Origin of the sequence: Leifsonia poae (genome assembly GCF_050632865.1) — a bacterium.
Classification (GTDB): domain Bacteria; phylum Actinomycetota; class Actinomycetes; order Actinomycetales; family Microbacteriaceae; genus Leifsonia; species Leifsonia poae_B.
In genome coordinates this window covers 864,609-879,678 of record NZ_JBODSA010000003.1, presented here as the reverse complement: position 1 = coordinate 879,678, position 15,070 = coordinate 864,609, and the positions used below count along the sequence as shown (strand labels likewise).

The 15,070-nt window shown below is 71.9% G+C and carries 16 protein-coding genes and 1 pseudogene; 11 read left to right on the top strand and 6 right to left on the bottom strand.

The window, feature by feature from the left end:
• Both ACRAWB_RS14585 and ACRAWB_RS14580 read left to right on the top strand, forming a co-directional pair.
• Nucleotides 1-1,451, top strand: a pseudogene (locus tag ACRAWB_RS14585) (GH1 family beta-glucosidase).
• A 30-nt stretch (nucleotides 1,452-1,481) separates the two neighbouring features.
• Nucleotides 1,482-2,504 carry a LacI family DNA-binding transcriptional regulator gene (locus ACRAWB_RS14580; RefSeq protein WP_431353970.1) on the top strand — a complete coding sequence of 341 codons (1,023 nt, stop codon included), beginning with the start codon at nucleotides 1,482-1,484 and terminating at the stop codon, nucleotides 2,502-2,504.
• A 302-nt stretch (nucleotides 2,505-2,806) separates the two neighbouring features.
• Here ACRAWB_RS14580 and ACRAWB_RS14575 read toward each other — a convergent pair whose 3' ends face one another.
• Nucleotides 2,807-3,352 (bottom strand): CGNR zinc finger domain-containing protein, encoded by a 546-nt coding sequence (locus ACRAWB_RS14575; RefSeq protein WP_431353969.1) that lies wholly within the window; start codon nucleotides 3,350-3,352, stop codon nucleotides 2,807-2,809.
• 45 nt (nucleotides 3,353-3,397) lie between these two features.
• On the opposite strand from ACRAWB_RS14575, the gene ACRAWB_RS14570 reads away from it, so the two are divergent.
• The 3 genes from ACRAWB_RS14570 (at nucleotide 3,398) to ACRAWB_RS14560 (ending at nucleotide 6,342) form a co-directional block, all read left to right on the top strand.
• Nucleotides 3,398-5,017: a hypothetical protein gene (locus ACRAWB_RS14570; protein WP_431353968.1), complete on the top strand. Its 1,620-nt coding sequence runs from the start codon at nucleotides 3,398-3,400 to the stop codon at nucleotides 5,015-5,017.
• Nucleotides 5,018-5,078: 61 nt separating this feature from the next.
• Nucleotides 5,079-5,471 carry an SRPBCC family protein gene (locus ACRAWB_RS14565; protein WP_064110280.1) on the top strand — a complete coding sequence of 131 codons (393 nt, stop codon included), beginning with the start codon at nucleotides 5,079-5,081 and terminating at the stop codon, nucleotides 5,469-5,471.
• 10 nt (nucleotides 5,472-5,481) lie between these two features.
• Entirely contained in the window at nucleotides 5,482-6,342 is an 861-nt protein-coding gene (locus ACRAWB_RS14560) for an alpha/beta fold hydrolase (RefSeq protein WP_431353967.1), read from the top strand.
• Here ACRAWB_RS14560 and ACRAWB_RS14555 read toward each other — a convergent pair.
• Entirely contained in the window at nucleotides 6,332-7,465 is a 1,134-nt protein-coding gene (locus ACRAWB_RS14555; RefSeq protein ID WP_431353966.1) for a sensor histidine kinase, read from the bottom strand. The two genes, ACRAWB_RS14560 and ACRAWB_RS14555, sit on opposite strands and share 11 nt — an antisense overlap.
• Nucleotides 7,462-8,166 (bottom strand): response regulator transcription factor, encoded by a 705-nt coding sequence (locus ACRAWB_RS14550; RefSeq protein ID WP_431353965.1) that lies wholly within the window; start codon nucleotides 8,164-8,166, stop codon nucleotides 7,462-7,464. Before ACRAWB_RS14550 ends, ACRAWB_RS14555 begins: the two co-directional genes overlap by 4 nt.
• A gap of 136 nt (nucleotides 8,167-8,302) precedes the next feature.
• Between ACRAWB_RS14550 and ACRAWB_RS14545 the strand changes: the two genes are divergently transcribed.
• Both ACRAWB_RS14545 and ACRAWB_RS14540 read left to right on the top strand, forming a co-directional pair.
• Nucleotides 8,303-8,743 carry a DM13 domain-containing protein gene (locus ACRAWB_RS14545; protein ID WP_431353964.1) on the top strand — a complete coding sequence of 147 codons (441 nt, stop codon included), beginning with the start codon at nucleotides 8,303-8,305 and terminating at the stop codon, nucleotides 8,741-8,743.
• A complete protein-coding gene (locus tag ACRAWB_RS14540; protein ID WP_431353963.1) occupies nucleotides 8,740-9,240 on the top strand; it encodes a DoxX family protein in 501 nt (166 codons plus the stop codon). Before ACRAWB_RS14545 ends, ACRAWB_RS14540 begins: the two co-directional genes overlap by 4 nt.
• A 21-nt stretch (nucleotides 9,241-9,261) precedes the next feature.
• Here ACRAWB_RS14540 and ACRAWB_RS14535 read toward each other — a convergent pair whose 3' ends face one another.
• Complete coding sequence (locus tag ACRAWB_RS14535; protein ID WP_431353962.1) at nucleotides 9,262-10,086, bottom strand: phosphatase PAP2 family protein; 825 nt, start codon at nucleotides 10,084-10,086, stop codon at nucleotides 9,262-9,264.
• Between the two features lie 106 nt (nucleotides 10,087-10,192).
• Here ACRAWB_RS14535 and ACRAWB_RS14530 point away from each other — a divergent pair, with 106 nt between their 5' ends.
• Nucleotides 10,193-10,615 (top strand): SRPBCC family protein, encoded by a 423-nt coding sequence (locus ACRAWB_RS14530; RefSeq protein ID WP_431353961.1) that lies wholly within the window; start codon nucleotides 10,193-10,195, stop codon nucleotides 10,613-10,615.
• A gap of 6 nt (nucleotides 10,616-10,621) precedes the next feature.
• Here ACRAWB_RS14530 and ACRAWB_RS14525 read toward each other — a convergent pair whose 3' ends face one another.
• Entirely contained in the window at nucleotides 10,622-11,506 is an 885-nt protein-coding gene (locus tag ACRAWB_RS14525; RefSeq protein WP_431353960.1) for a DNA-methyltransferase, read from the bottom strand.
• A gap of 31 nt (nucleotides 11,507-11,537) precedes the next feature.
• Here ACRAWB_RS14525 and ACRAWB_RS14520 point away from each other — a divergent pair, with 31 nt between their 5' ends.
• Both ACRAWB_RS14520 and ACRAWB_RS14515 read left to right on the top strand, forming a co-directional pair.
• Complete coding sequence (locus tag ACRAWB_RS14520; protein WP_431353959.1) at nucleotides 11,538-12,425, top strand: hypothetical protein; 888 nt, start codon at nucleotides 11,538-11,540, stop codon at nucleotides 12,423-12,425.
• A 91-nt stretch (nucleotides 12,426-12,516) separates the two neighbouring features.
• Entirely contained in the window at nucleotides 12,517-13,677 is a 1,161-nt protein-coding gene (locus tag ACRAWB_RS14515; protein WP_431353958.1) for a hypothetical protein, read from the top strand.
• A gap of 1 nt (nucleotide 13,678) precedes the next feature.
• On the opposite strand, the gene ACRAWB_RS14510 is transcribed toward ACRAWB_RS14515, so the two are convergent.
• Entirely contained in the window at nucleotides 13,679-14,161 is a 483-nt protein-coding gene (locus ACRAWB_RS14510; RefSeq protein ID WP_431354523.1) for an ATP-dependent zinc protease family protein, read from the bottom strand.
• Between the two features lie 289 nt (nucleotides 14,162-14,450).
• Here ACRAWB_RS14510 and ACRAWB_RS14505 point away from each other — a divergent pair, with 289 nt between their 5' ends.
• A complete protein-coding gene (locus ACRAWB_RS14505; protein ID WP_431353957.1) occupies nucleotides 14,451-15,014 on the top strand; it encodes a hypothetical protein in 564 nt (187 codons plus the stop codon).
• Nucleotides 15,015-15,070: the final 56 nt, after the last annotated feature.

Below are 15,070 nucleotides of genomic sequence, written 5' to 3'. Positions count from 1 at the left end.
ATGAACCGCACCTGGCCCGCCGGCTTCCTCTGGGGATCGGCCACCGCCGCCGCGCAGATCGAGGGCGCCGCCCACGAGGACGGCAAGGAGGACTCGATCTGGGATGCGTTCGCGCGCGTCCCCGGCGCGATCGCCGGCGGGGACACCCCGAGGTCGCGGTCGACCACTACCACCGGATGCCGGAGGACGTCGCCCTCATGGCGTCCCTCGGCCTGCAGTCGTACCGCTTCTCCACGTCTTGGGCGCGCGTGAAGCCGGGCGACCGCTTCGTCAACGAGGCCGGGCTGGCGTTCTACGACCGGCTCGTGGACGAACTCCTCGGCGCCGGCATCCTGCCCTGGCTGACGCTCTATCACTGGGACCTGCCGCAGGCCCTCGAGGAGAAGGGCGGGTGGGCGAACCGCGACACCGCCTACCGGTTCCGCGACTACGCGGTCGCCGTGTACGACGCGCTCGGCGACCGGGTCGACAACTGGACGACGTTCAACGAGCCGCTGTGCTCGTCGCTGATCGGCTATGCGGGCGGTGAGCACGCCCCCGGGCGGCAGGAGCCGCGCGCCGGCCTCGCGGCGCTGCACCACCAGCACCTGGCGCACGGGCTGGCGGTCTCCGAGCTGCGCTCGATGGCCGGAGCGACCGGCCGGGCGGACTCGCTGCGCGTCGGCATCACGCTCAACCTGACCACGGCCGTCCCGAACGACCCGACGGATCCCGTGGACCGGGAGGCCGCCCGCCGCATCGATGGACTGTGGAACCGGATGTACCTCGAGCCCCTGCTGCTCGGCGCCTACCCGGCGGACGTGCTGGAGGATGTGCGCGAGCACCGGTTCGACGAGCTCGTGCACGACGGCGACCTGGCGACCATCGCGCAGCCGATCGACTTCCTCGGCGTGAACCACTACCACGACGACAACGTGAGCGGGCATCCCGCGCCGACGGATGACCCGGCGCCGGTCGTGCCCACGCCGCGTCCCACCTCCTCGCCGTTCGTCGGCAGCGAGTACGTGACCTTCCCGTCGCGGCACCTGCCGACCACAGCGATGGGCTGGGAGGTGAACCCGGATGGGCTGCGCGCGCTGCTCGTGCGGCTCACCCGCGACTATCCCACCCTGCCGCCGCTGTACATCACCGAGAACGGCGCCGCCTACGACGACGACGTGGCGGAGGACGGCGCGGTGCACGACGCCGACCGGACCGCGTACGTCCTGGCCCACATCGACGCGGTCGGCCGGGCCATCGACGAGGGCGCCGACGTGCGCGGCTACTTCGTGTGGTCGCTGCTCGACAACTTCGAGTGGGCGTGGGGATACGCGAAGCGGTTCGGGATCGTCTGCGTGGACTACGAGACGCAGGAGCGGACCGTCAAGGACTCGGGTCTGGCGTTCGCTCAGGTGATCGCGGCGGCGCGCGAGGGCGAGGTCGTCGAGGAGGCCGCCCCGTCCCGCGTCTAGCATGGACGCGAGCGACGAGGAGACCACCCGATGACGACGGAGCAGATCGCAGGGCGCGCGGTTCCCACCCTGGAGGCCGTCGCCGCGCGCGCCGGCGTCTCACGCGCGACCGTGTCGCGCGTCGTCAACGGGTCGCCGAAGGTGACGGCGGAGGTCGTCGCCGCGGTCGAACGCGCGATCGCCGACCTCAACTACGTCCCCAACCGCGCCGCCCGGTCGCTCGCCTCGCGGCGGACGCAGGTGATCGCTCTGGTGGTGCCGGAGTCGACGGCCAAGGTCTTCGCCGACCCGTTCTTCGCCTCCATCGTCCAGGGCGTCGCGCTGAGCCTCGCCGACACCGAGTTCACGCTCAACATGGTCATCTCGTCCGAGACGAACCCCGACAAGACGCGGCGCTACCTGATGGGCGGCAATGTGGATGGCGCGCTGGTGGTTTCCCACCACTCGGGTGACCACTCCTACGCCCAGCTCGGCGCCTCCCTCCCGCTGGTGTTCGGCGGGCGCCCGGTCAGCGAGAGCGAGCACGCGTCGTATTACGTGGACGTGGACAACGTCGCCGGGGCTCAAGTCGCCACGGCGCATCTGATCGACCGTGGCCGTCGAAACATCGCGCTGATCACGGGGCCGCAGGACATGCCCGCCGGCCTCGATAGGTACACAGGCTGGCGACAGGCGATGGATGCGGCGGGACTGGACGCGTCGATGGTCGCGTACGGCGACTTCTCGCCCGCGTCGGGGCTGGAGGCGATGCGCCGGCTGCTCGCGGAGGGGCGCCCGATCGACGGACTGTTCGCCGCGAACGACCAGATGGCGGCCGGGGCGTACTCGGCAATCCACGAGGCCGGGCTGAGCATCCCGGGCGACATCGCGGTGGTCGGCTATGACGACGACAGCTTCGGACTCATGTCGACGCCGCCGCTGACGACGGTGCACCAGCCATCGATCGGGCTCGGCGAGGCGATGGCCCGGGTGCTGGTGCGCCGGCTCGCGGGCGAGTCGGTGGAGCGGGTCACGCTGCTGCCGACCGAGCTCGTGGTGCGGCAGTCCAGCTGACGCGCGCTCTCCGCCCGCGCGCGCCCTCTCGCGAAGTGCAGGTAGTCGCGGAGCCCCGCGGCGTGTCGACCGCAACAAGCTGCACGTCGGTGCGGCGGTGGCGGGGTCACGCGCGGGCGGAGGGCCCGGCCCGAAGTGCAGGTAGTTGCGCAGCCCAGCGGCGTGTCGACCGCACTTAGCTACACTTCACGCGCGTAGCGCCCAGCCGCATCAAGAAGCGGAGACGCCGAAGTGCACGTTGTTGCGGTGCGACGCGGCGTGTCGACTGCAACTAGCTGCACTTCGGGGCGGCGGTGGCGGGGTCAGGCGCGGGCGGAGCGGCGGCGGGCTCGGTAGGCGGCGGCCTTGGCGCGGTCGCCGCAGCCGGCCATGCCGCACCAGCGGCGATTGCCGGCGCGGGACGCGTCGAGGAACGGGCGCGTGCAGTCGGTGCCCTCGCACCACTTGAGGTGCGCGGCGTTCTCGGGACGGAAGGCGTCCACGGCCGCACGGCCGACGGCGGCGAGGCAGGCGGCGAGGTCGCCGGCCGTGGCGACGGTGCGGTCGACGCCCAGCGCCGCGGCGGGGAGGGGCGCGGAGGCGTAGCGGTTCAGCTCGGCGACGGCGGTGCCGGCAAGAGGTAGGGCTGCGTCGGCGGTCAGGAGCGACCAGATGGTCTCGCGCAAGGCGATCGCCCGCCGGTAGCCGGGCTGGTCGATGGCGGGAGGCGCGTCCACGAGCCCGGCGTCGGCGAACCAGCGCGCGAGGGAATCGGGCGTCGGAACGCGCTCCTCGGCCGCCGTGCGCCGCTCGGCGACTGTCGCGACGAAGTCGAGCGCGAGGTTCCCGGCAACGAACTCGAAAGCCACGTCACCATCTTGACAGGTGACGCGAGGACGAGCAAGGTGTGCTGCATGAGCGGGCGGAGCGGCGGCGTCCTCGTGTACGTCTCGGCGGCGGTGGCCGCCCGGTCGGCGGACGCGGGCGCCATCGTGGCGGCCGTCCTCGCCGGGACGACCGTGGCGGGGCCGGCCGCAGGCGGACTGCTCGCTGCGGCGCTGACGGTGCCCCACCTCATCGGGCCGCTCGCGGGTCGGCTGCTGGATGGACGGAGCCAGCCGGGGCCGGTGCTCGCGGCGGCCTTCGTCTGGTACGCGGTGTTCGTCGCTGGGGCGGCGATGCTGCTGCCGGTGTCGGTGGCGGGAGCGGCCGTTGCGTTGGCGGCGGCGGGCTGCGCCGGGCCGCTGGTGACTGGAGGACTGAGCAGCCGGCTGGCGGGGATAGTGGCCGGCACTCGTGGCCATGACCGGCGCGACGGCACCGCGTCGGCGGACACCAGCGACGCGCGCAGCCGCCTTGAGCGGCGCGGCCCGGATGCCGTCGTCGCCACGCAAGAGCGCGACCGGCGCGACGGCCCTCCACCGGCGGCCGCCGGCGACAACCGCGGGCGCACCCAGCGGCGCGACGACACCGCGCCGACGGATGTCTCGGACGCGCGCAGCCGCATTCTGCGGCACGGGCAGGATGCCGAGGCCTCCCCACAAGAGCACGACCGGCGCAGCGGTACCGCGCCGTCAGACGCAGGCGACAACCGCAGCGCTACCGCGCCATCAGAGACAGGCGACACCCCCAGCGCTACCGCGCCATCAGACGCGGGCGACACCCGCAGCCGCACCCAGCGGCGCGGACAGGCGCTCGACGCGCTGACGTACGGCGTCTCCGCGACCGTCGGTCCCGCCGCCGTCGCGGTGCTCGCGGCCGCACTCAACCCGGTCGGCGCGCTCGGCGCGACCGCCGCGCTCCTGCTCGTCGCGGCCGCGATCGTGCTCTGGCTGCCCGCGAACGCTCAACACGGCCCGGCCCAACCGGAGGGGAGCGTCCTCCGCCTCCTCGTGACGTCCGCGCCGCTGCGCCGCACCACCGTCGCGACCATCGGCTCCGCGACCGCCCTCGCCGCGGCCCCGCTCATCGCGACCGCACTGGCCGGCCAGCGCGGGGCGCCCCCGGCCACCGCCGCCGTGCTCATGTCGCTGTACGGAGCGGGCGGGCTTCTCGCCTCCCTCCTCCTCATCGCCCGCCCGCTCACCGGCGACCCCGAACGGCTGGTGAGAACCGGCGTCGTCATCGCGGGCGTCGCGCTCCTCGCGCCGCTCCTCGCCCTCCCGTTCCCGACCGCGGGCGGCCTCATCGGCGGCGTCGCCTTCACGCTCATCGGCGCGGCGAGCTCGGCCCTGTTCGCTGCAACGCTCGCCGCACGCACCGAGTACTCGCCCCCGGGCGCGGCGGCCCGCGTCTTCGCGACCGTGGCCGGGATCAAAGTCGGAGGCAGCGCGCTCGGCGTCGCCGCGGCGGGGCTGGTCGCTCCGCTCGGGCCGGCCGTCCTCATCGGCTGTTCCGCCGCCGTGTGCGGGCTGACCCTTGCGGTTATAGCCGTGGATGCGGCCGTCGCAAGCCGTCGCGCCCGGCCGGCCACAGCATCCACGCCCTCCACCGCCGTGCCCGACCATCGAGTGGTGACGTCTCGTCGCCGATGAGCTGTCGCTCGCGAACGCGGGCGGCGGTTGCGGTCGACGTGTGCAGGCGTACCGTCGCGGCATGCCAACGTATACCGCCCACCGGCCGCTCGATGGTGACGCCGACGAGTACTTCGACTACGTCTCCGACCCGGAGAACCTGCCCGCCTACTTCCCGCGCGTGACCGAGGCGCATGAGCTGCCCGACGGCAAGGTCGAGACGACCGCGCACGTCGACGCCGACCAGGACGGGAGCGACGAGACGGTGACGTCCGAGGCCGCGTTCGACGTCGACCGCGCGGCCCGCGAGATCACCTGGTCGGCGCCCGGCCCGCACGACTATCACGGCTCGCTGCGGATCACCGACGACGGCGTCGAGCTCACCATCCACACCACGCAGGAGTTCGACGGGATGCAGCAGTCGCTCGACGGGTCCCTCGCGAAGATCGCGGAGAACCTGCGCGCGAAGGCCTGAGCCCGGGCACGTGTTCGACGGGTTCCTGACGACCGACGTCGACGTCGGCGACGCGCGCATCCACGTCCGCCACGGCGGCGAGGGACCGCCGCTCGTGCTGCTCCACGGCCACCCGCGGACCGGCGCGACCTGGCACCGCGTCGCGCCGCTGCTCGCCGCGGACGGCTTCACGGTCGTGGTGCCCGACCTTCGGGGCTACGGCCGGTCGACCGCTCCGGCGCCACGGCCCGACCACGCGCAGGCGTCGAAACGCGCCCTGGCGGACGACATCCTCGCCGTCATGCGCAGCCTCGGCCACGACCGCTTCGACCTCGTCGGCCACGACCGGGGAAGCTACGTCGCATTCCGGCTCGCGATGGACCACCCGGAGGCGGTGCGCCGCGTCGCCCTGCTCGACTGCGTCCCGATCGTCGAACACCTCGACCGCATCACGCCCGAGTTCGCCACCGCCTGGTACCACTGGTTCTTCTTCGCTCAGCCGGATGTCCCGGAGCGGGTGATCGGTGCGGACCCGGACTCCTGGTACGGCGGCGATCCGCAGGCGATGGGGGCGGAGAACTTCGCGGAACGCCGGGAGGCGGTGCACCGCCCGGAGGTCGTGCGCGCGATGCTCGAGGACTACCGCGCCGGGCTGACGGTCGACCGCGCCGACGAGGAGGCCGACCGTGCCGCTGCCCGGCGCCTCACGATGCCGCTGCTCGTGCTCTGGTCGGAGCGGGACGACCTGGAACAGCTGTTCGGCGACCCGGTCGCGATCTGGCGCGACTGGGCGGACGACGTCCGCGGGCACGGGATCGACTCCGGCCACCACGTCGCCGAGGAGGCACCCGAGGAGTTGGCCGCCGCGCTTCGCGAGTTCTTCACCCGCTGACGGGGATCTCACGCGGCAGCGTCGCTGCGACGAGGAATCCGTCCGGCGTGCGCTGCGCGCGCACCGTCCCGCCGTGCGCCTCCATGATGGCGCGCACGATGGCCAGCCCGAGGCCGGCACCCGACGATCCGGCCCGGCCGGGCGTCCGGGCCGGGTCGGCAAGCCAGCCGGCTTCGAACATCCGCTCGAGGTCGTCCCCGGGCACACCGGGGCCGCTGTCCAGGACGCCGATGACGACGTCGCCGGCGGACGGGACCGCCGAGATCTCGACCACGCTCCCGCGCGGGGCATGGCGGACGGCGTTCCCGAGAAGGTTCGTCAGAACCCTCCCCAGGAGGTACGGGTCGGCCCGGACCGTCGCGCCCTCCACCCGCCGATGGGCCACCCGCACGTCTCGGGCCTCCGCGAGCACCCGCACGTCGGCGACGGCGTCGGACACGGCGTCGAGCAGCACGACCTCCTCCTGCTGCGGCCGCAGCGTGCCGCTCTGCAGGCGCGACAGCTCGAACAGGTCGTCCACCATCCGGCTCATCGCGTCGGCCTGCTGCCGGATGCGACGACCGGCGTCGGCCGGATCGCCGGCCATGCCGTCCTCCAGCGACTCGGCGAGGGCCCGGACACCGGTCAGCGGCGTCCGGAGGTCGTGCGAGATCCACGCGAAGAACGCGCTGCGGGCCGCATCCAGCCGCTCCAGCTCAGCGCGCGCATCGGCGAGGCGGACGGATGTCGTGGCGAGCTCCGCGGACATCGCCGCGACCTCACGCGATGCGGCGGCGCTCTGCACGATCTCACCGTCGCCGAGGCGGCGCGCCGAGGCGGCGACCGTCGCCAGCGACCGGCGCAGCCCCCGGGCGACCAGCCAGGCGCCGGTCATGCTGAACACAGCAGACACGGCCAGGATCCACAGCAGCACCGTCAGATCGTGCGGCGTGAAGTACATGCCCACGGCGATCGCCAGGGTGGAGCACGCGATCGACACGATGGTGGACGCGACGACGATCGCGATCCGCCAGGCGAAGGATGCGCGCCGCGACAGCCGCAACACCACCGCCGCCACGATGAAGACGCCGGCAGTGCAGCCCAGCGTCACGACGACGATGAACCAGAAGTCCGAGCCGTTCACGACGTTTCTCCCGCGGTCGCGAACCGGTAGCCCTCGCCCCACACCGTGAGCAGGTGACGCGGCTCGTGCGGCGCGGGCTCGATCTTCTCGCGGAGGCGACGGATGTGGACGGTCACGGTCGAGGGGTCGCCGAAGTTCCAGCCCCACACGTCGCGCAGCACCTCCTCGCGGGTGACGACGCGGCCGGGGTTGGTCAGGAAGTAGTGGAACAACTCGAACTCGCGAGCGGTCAGAAGCAGCTCACGTCCCGCCGCCCAGACGGTCCTCCGCACCGGGTCGACCCGGAACGGACCGACCTCGAACGCGGCCGTCGGACGCGGTGCCCGCGCCCTGCGGAGCATCGCGTTGACCCGGAGCAGGAGCTCGCGCAGCGAGAACGGCTTGGCGAGGTAGTCGTCCGCCCCGTGCTCCAGCCCCTCGATGCGGTCGTCCACACGGTCGAGCGCCGTGAGCATGAGGATCGGGAGGCGGTCGTCGCGCTCGCGGGCGATCCGGCAGAGCTCGTCTCCGCTGACGCCGGGCAGCATCCGGTCGAGGATGAGCACGTCCGGCAGGCCCCCGGCGAGCGCGCGCCGCCCGCTCGCGCCGTCGGCGAACGCCTTCACCCGGTAGCCGGCGGAGGCGAGGTAGTCGCTCACGACGCCGAGGACGGTGGGGTCGTCCTCGACGATCATCGCCGTGAGCTGGGGAGCGGCGATCATGAGGTCATTCTCGCGTGGAGGGAGCCGCCGAAGCTGAGTTATTACGGGGATGAAATGTCTGATCCTCAGGGGCTTTCGCGTTGTTAGCGTCGTCACGCCTCGGCACCGCGCCGGGGCAGCACAAGGAGATACACAGATGCGCAAGACCCTCGCCCTCGCCGCGGCCGCCGTGGCCCTCGCCGCCGGACTGACCGCCTGCAGCGCAGGCTCCGACGCCGCGACCTCGACGCCGTCGGCCACTTCGTCGTCGTCCTCGACCACGTCCACGTCGGCGGCCACGCGGACCGGCACCTTCTCCGGCTTGAACGACAAGAAGGTCGCCGGCACTGTCACGATCAGCGGAGACACCATCACGCTCTCGGGCTTCTCGTCCGACGAGGGCCCCGACCTGCACCTCTACCTCGCCAACGGCACCGATGAGGCCGCGGTCGCCGCCGGCAAGGAGATCAAGGGCGTCGCCTACAACCAGGCGAGCCAGACCTTCGAGCTGAACGGTGTGGACGCTTCGAAGTTCACCGACGTGGTCGTGCACTGCGACAAGGCCAAGGCGGTCTTCGGGGCGGCATCCCTCTCGTGAGGACCCGTCCGACGACCGCGACCCTCGCCGCTCCCGCCCTCCTCGGGGGCGCGGCGAGGGTCGCCCTCGGCATCCTGTGGCTGCTGGAGGGCCTGCTCAAGTACCGCGCCGGCTTCGGCGCGGCCGACATCGAGTTCGTGATCCACGGCGCCGCGACGAACTCGCGCGTTCCCGGGTACTTCGCGGCCTTCGCGGATACGGTCATGCGCCCGGCGCCCGCTCTGTTCGGCGTCGCCATGCCCCTTCTGGAGACGGCGCTCGGCGTCGCGCTCATCCTGGGTGTCCTCACCCGGGCGGCGGCGCTGATGTCGGTGCTGACGCTGCTGCTGTACTGGTCGGCGGATCAGCTGATCTGGCAGTACCCGGTGATGCTCGGCCTCAGCGTCGTCGTCATCGCGTGGCCGAATGCCGCACGGGCGCTGTCCGTCTCCGCGCTGGTCGAGCGGCGCATCCCGTGTCTGCGCTCGGCCCCGGCGCCGCTTCGCGTCTGGCTGTAGGACCGGCAGGGCGCGGCCCGATCAGGCCAGGCGCCGGTACAGCCGGTTGCCGGTCGCCGCGATCACGAAGCCGGTCGCGACGATCGCCGCGACCCCGCCCGCGTATGCGATGAACAGGTGCTCGGTCCCGGACTGCGCCGAGAAATAGGTCACCGCCAACGCGATGACCGAGCCCAGCCCGCAGAGGCCGCCGACCCAGACGAGCGGCCACAGCTTGCTGCGCACGGGCGGCTCGGCGCCGGGCAGGCGCAGGCCCGAGAGCACTATGCCTGCCACGCTGCCCCAGAACGCGACCACCAGCATGCCGGCGACGACGTCGCTCGGCCGGTGCCACTGCTCCACCAGAGTGGACGCGCCCGCGGCGACCGTGAAGACCGAGCCGACCACCGCGGCGAGCGGACGGAACCGCGGGGACGACAACAGGAACACGACCAGCGCAGCGGACGCGGCGACCGCCGTGTGACCGGACGGGAGGGAGTTCGAGAGCCCCACATCCACGCCCTTCTCGGGCCGGGAGAGGACGGTGTACTTCAGCACCTGCGTGCTCACGTTCGCGGCGACCGCCGCGCCGACCGCGACCGCGAACACCAGCCAGTTGCGCCGCACCAGCACGATGACGATCGCGACGACCGCCCCGATGACCACGGACGCCACCGGCAGCGCGTCGAGGAAGGCATGTGCGAAGTCGATCACGTCGCCCTTCCACGCGTCCGCGCCGGCGAAGGCCCGCTCGTCGATCACCTGACCGATGTAGCTCTGCACGAAGACCAGGTACACGGCGACGAACAGCACCGCGGACACGAGCGCACCCCAGAGGAAGGGGAGGGCGCGGAGGCTCGATCGCATAGTGCCTTCAACCCTTCCACAACCGACCCTGAGATTCCCGGACGAACGCTCAAGAGGGGCAGAACTACGCTCGCCCGACGCCTGTGGAGAGGAGTAGACCAGCCGCATGAGACGCATCGAGAACACCATCGAGATCGACGCGCCGCCGCACGACGTGTACCTGGCGATCCGCACGCTCGACTCGTACCCGGGGTGGCTGCGGCCCTCGATCGTGTACCGCGGCACCCGCACGGGCGGCCCGCAGGGGTACGTGGACACCACGACGGTCGGCCGGATGAGCGGGCGCCTGATCGATGACGAGCCCGACCGGATGCTGCACTTCCATCAGGCGGTGCGCTCCGGCCGGGTGGATGCGGACATCCGCTACGCGGTCCACGGCACGGCAGCGTCCACCCGGGTCACTCGCGTCGGCGAGCTGACCACGCACGGCGTCTTCCGTGCCATGCAGCCCGTGCTCGTGCGGATGGCCGCCGCCGAGAGCCGGAGGACGATGCGCGCCCTCAAGGCGCACGTCGAGCATCCGGGGTGATCCGAGTCAGACGAAGCGGACGCCGCCGTCGCCGCCGCCGAGCCGCGCGCGCATGACCTCGATCGCGGCCGGATTGCTGTCCACGAGAAGGAACCGCCGCCCGAGCCCCGCGGCCACCGCCCCGGTCGTGCCGCTGCCCGCGAAGAAGTCGAGCACCCAGTCACCCTCCCGGCTCGACGCCTGCACGATGCGCCGGAGCACGCCCTCCGGCTTCTGCGTCGGGTACCCGGTCTTCTCACGCCCGGTCGGCGACACGATCGTGTGCCACCACACGTCCGTCGGCAGCTTGCCCAGCTGCGCCTTCTCGGGAGTGACCAGTCCGGGCGCCATGTACGGCTCGCGCTCGACCGCGGCCGAGTCGAAGTGGTAGGCGGCCGGATCCTTCACGTAGACCAGGATCGTGTCGTGCTTCGCCGGCCAGCGGTTCTTCGGCTTCGCGCCATAGTCGTAGGCCCAGATGATCTCGTTGAGGAACGACTCCCGCCCGAACAGCGCATCCAGCAGCACCTTGGCGTAATGCGACTCGCGGTAGTCGAGGTGGAGGTACAGCGTCCCGTCGTCGGCCAGGACCCGCCAGGCCTCGATGAGCCGCGGCTCCAGGAAGCCCCAGTAGTCCTCGAACCGGTCGTCGTAGCTGAGCAGGTCGCCCTTGATCCGCTCGTAGCTGCGTCCCTTGAAGCCGATCACGCTGCCCGCGCCGCCCTCCGACCGCACCGAGGTGAGGGTCTGCCGCGCCTGCGGGCGCCCCGTGTTGAACGGCGGGTCGAGGTAGATCAGCCGGAACGCGCCGTCGGGCAGCTCCGCCAGCACCGACAGATTGTCACCCTCGACGACGGTGCTCGGCGCCTCCGGATGCCACAGCGGGGAGGCTGCGGGTTCGGGCTGCGACATGCGTCCATTGTCGCAGCGAGAGAATGGGACCGTGCACAATCTCGGCCTCCTCTTCGACGTCGACGGTCCGCTCGCGAGCCCCGTCACCCGCACCATCGCTATCCGCAGCATCGTCACCGACCTGGTGTCGATGGCCGCGGCGGGCGTCCCGATCGCGTTCATCACCGGGCGGTCGGGCGACTTCATCCGCAACCAGGTGGTCACGCCGCTGTGCGACGCAGGACTCGGCGACGCGCTCGGCCAGCACGGCGCGCGCATGTTCGGCGTCTTCGAGAAGGGCGGCGCGTGGGCGCCGATCACCGGCGACGGGATGGGAGAGGTCACCGTCGACGAGTCGGTCGCCTTCACGCCGGAGGCGGTGGATGCGGTGCGCCGCCTGGTGCGTGACAGCTTCGCCGACACCATGTTCTTCGACGAGACGAAGCGCGCGATGATCTCCGTGGAGCAGCGCACCGACGTGGACGCGGACACCTACGCCGAGGCGCAGGGCCGATTCCAGGACGCCGCGTTCGACGTGCTCACCGGACTCGGCGTCGGGCTCTCGTACCGCGATCGCGTCGCGCCGGACGCCTCCGGCGCCGTGCCGTTCCGCATCGACCCGACGATCATCTCCACGGACATCGAGTCCGTGCTGCTCGACAAGGACCGCGGCGCCCAGCGCGCCTTCGACTACTTCGCCGCGCGCGGCCCGCTGCCGCGGCGCTGGCGCTCCATCGGCGACTCCCGCAGCGACTACAAGATGGCCGACTTCGTGCACGACGCCGGCTACGAGGTCGCCCACGTGGACGTGCGCCCCGCCGACGGCGTGCTCGACCGGCCGTACGAGGTGATCACGATCGGCGACGCCATCCACGACGACGCCGGTGCGGAGTTCCTGACGCACTGGCGGCGGGAACTGGGGTTGGAGGCGGCCGGCTGACGGCCCCGGAGAGGCGACTTTCGAGATCGGCCCGTCCCGTGTTCGACTCTCCTTCGTCCCCGGCGACGCCGCCGGGCAGGAGGTGCACCACATGACCCGCAGATCCGCATCCGGGATGCGCTGGCTCGCAGCGGGAGGTGCGGTCGCGGTCGTCGCCGCCACCCTCCTCGCCGGCCCGGCCGCCACCGCCGCGACCACCGCGCCCGTGGGCTGGCAGCCGCAGCGCATGTCCGTCATGGTGCAGGTCTCGTCCGTCGCGAGCCAGACCGGCGGCAGCGCCCGGCTCGCCGCCGTGCTGGAGGACATCCGCCTCCACCACCGGGACCCGTCGCGACCCGGCTTCATCCAGAACCTGGTGCTGCAGGACATCGCCCCGGCGTCCGGCAACGGGTCGCCACTGTTCACGGGCGTGCTGGACGCGGTCGCGCCGTACCTGCCGGGCGGCCCGCGCGCTGCCTTCGACCACGTCTTCGTCGGGACCCTGCTCGAGCCGCCGGCGCCTGCCGGCGCCCCGTCGTATTGGAGCCCCTACGTCGAGGGCATCGCCTCCCCGGCCCTGCGGTCGGCGCACCTGGCCGCGTCCACCCGGGCGGCCGCGGCTTTCGTGGCGCGGTATCCGTCCGTCCGCGTCGACTGGTATCTGAGCTGGGAGGCGTTCCTCGCGCCGCTGATGTACGCCGACTCGTTCGCCTATCCGGCACCCCCGCGGATCGTCCCCTCCGTCCTGCGGGCAGATTACCTGGACTACCAGAAGCGCCTGGTCGCAGCCCTCTCCGGGATCCGGCCGGGCCGCGCCTTCCTCTGGTCGCCCGCTCTGGACCGCTCCTGGGCGCAGGTCTCGGTCGACGGGCAGGGGACGGTTGTGCCGGCGAACCTGCGGTCGTACCTCAGCGCGGTCCAGTCCGCGACCGGCGGACGCCTGTGGCTCGACCTCCAGGACGGTCTGTCGCGTCCGTGCCTGGAGGTCGGCGGAGCGGCCGGGAACACGATCGCCGATCGCGTGGACTGGTACCACCGCCTGGCGACGATGGGCCTGCCGCTCGCCGCGCTCCAAGTGAACGCCGAGACGTTCGTCAGCCCGTACTGCCCGGGGGTGTCGCAGCCGGCGCAGGTGCTCGGGCGGCTGTACGCGTATGAGCAGGGGAGCATCCCGATCGGGCCGAGCTTCGACATCTTCGGGTGGTCGGCCATCGCGACGCCGCAGACCGCGCCGCGTGCGGCGGTCCAGTGGCGGACCGGCCTCAGCCGTTGACTCAGCCCAACTCGCGCCCGCGGTTACGGCGGCGAACCTCGCGGGGCGCCCGCCCGCCCAGGAACGAGCGCGCCGGGTCGACGACGAAGCCCTGACGCAGCGCCTCGCGGCCCACGAGCATCCGGAACCCCATCTGGTCTCGGTTCGTCAGCGTGGTCTCGGCGAGCACGGTCCGGCCGCCGAGCACGAGGTCGAGCAGCACGACGATCCGCTCCTCGGTGTGACCGGACGAGCTGCGCACCACACGCCGGTCGTGCACCGCGCACTCGGCGGTCACCGCATCCCGGTCGGAGTCCTGCCACGGGTGCACCTGGAAGCGCACCCGGTCTCCGGGCAGCTCTTCGATGTCGAAGGCGTGGAGCGAGGAGCTGCGAGCGCCCGTGTCCACCTTCACCTTGATCCACGGCACCGGGATGCCGGGGAGGCTCACCCATTCACGCCAGCCGACCGTGCGTGAGGCTGCCGTGTCGATGTTCGAAGGGATGTCGGCCACCCCGCCATCTTCTCAGGAGCGACGCCGCGAGACACGCCAGCCCGCTGGATGCATGTGAATCGATGGGTCTTCGCGTTATCAATCGCCCGAGTACACGGTCTCTTCCAGTGAATGGCCCGGCCCACCGATGGCCACCTCTCATCCAAACGATCAGAAAGCCACACTCACTCATGAAGAAGACCATCACCCGCACCGTCGCCGCCGCCGTGCTCGGCACGACCCTCGCCGTCGGCGGCGCCGCACTGGCGGCCCTCCCGCCAGCGCGGCCACCACCGTGACGGTGGACGGCACCACCGGCAATTACATCGGCGCCGTCCCGCTGAACCCCGGGAGCCCGTTCAACCACTACGGGGTCTACAACTTCTCCGAGCAAGTCAAGTCCGTCACTTACACCGTCACCGGCACCGGCACCGGCTTCGCGCTGGACGACACCCAGTTCTCCAGCTATCCGCTCAACTGGGTCAACAACACGGCAAGTGTCACCGTAGGCTCCGGAAACAAGTACACCTTCACCAAGATCTCTCCGACCTCGCTTCGCGTCACCATCGACTGGGTCAACCCGGTGATGAACAAGGTGAATCTGTTCACCCTGAACTCGACAAACACCTCGCCGACGGCCCAGGGCACGTTCACCTGGAAGCTCGAGTCCGTGACGCCGGTCTCGACTGGTGTTGCAGTCAGCGCCGCCAGCGCTCCCACGGTGACCAAGGTCGTCACCTGGGGCAACTTCGTCGACACCCCGGTGATCGCACCGCTGATCGCGGGCATCGCCCTGCTGGGCGCCGCGGGCGCAGGCGGCGGCATCGCCCTCAGCCGCCGCGCGAAGGCCAAGGCCAACGCCTGACCTGCCCTCCTCCCTCAGCGGGGCGCCGGCCGGCGCCCCCGCTGTTTTGCGTGTAG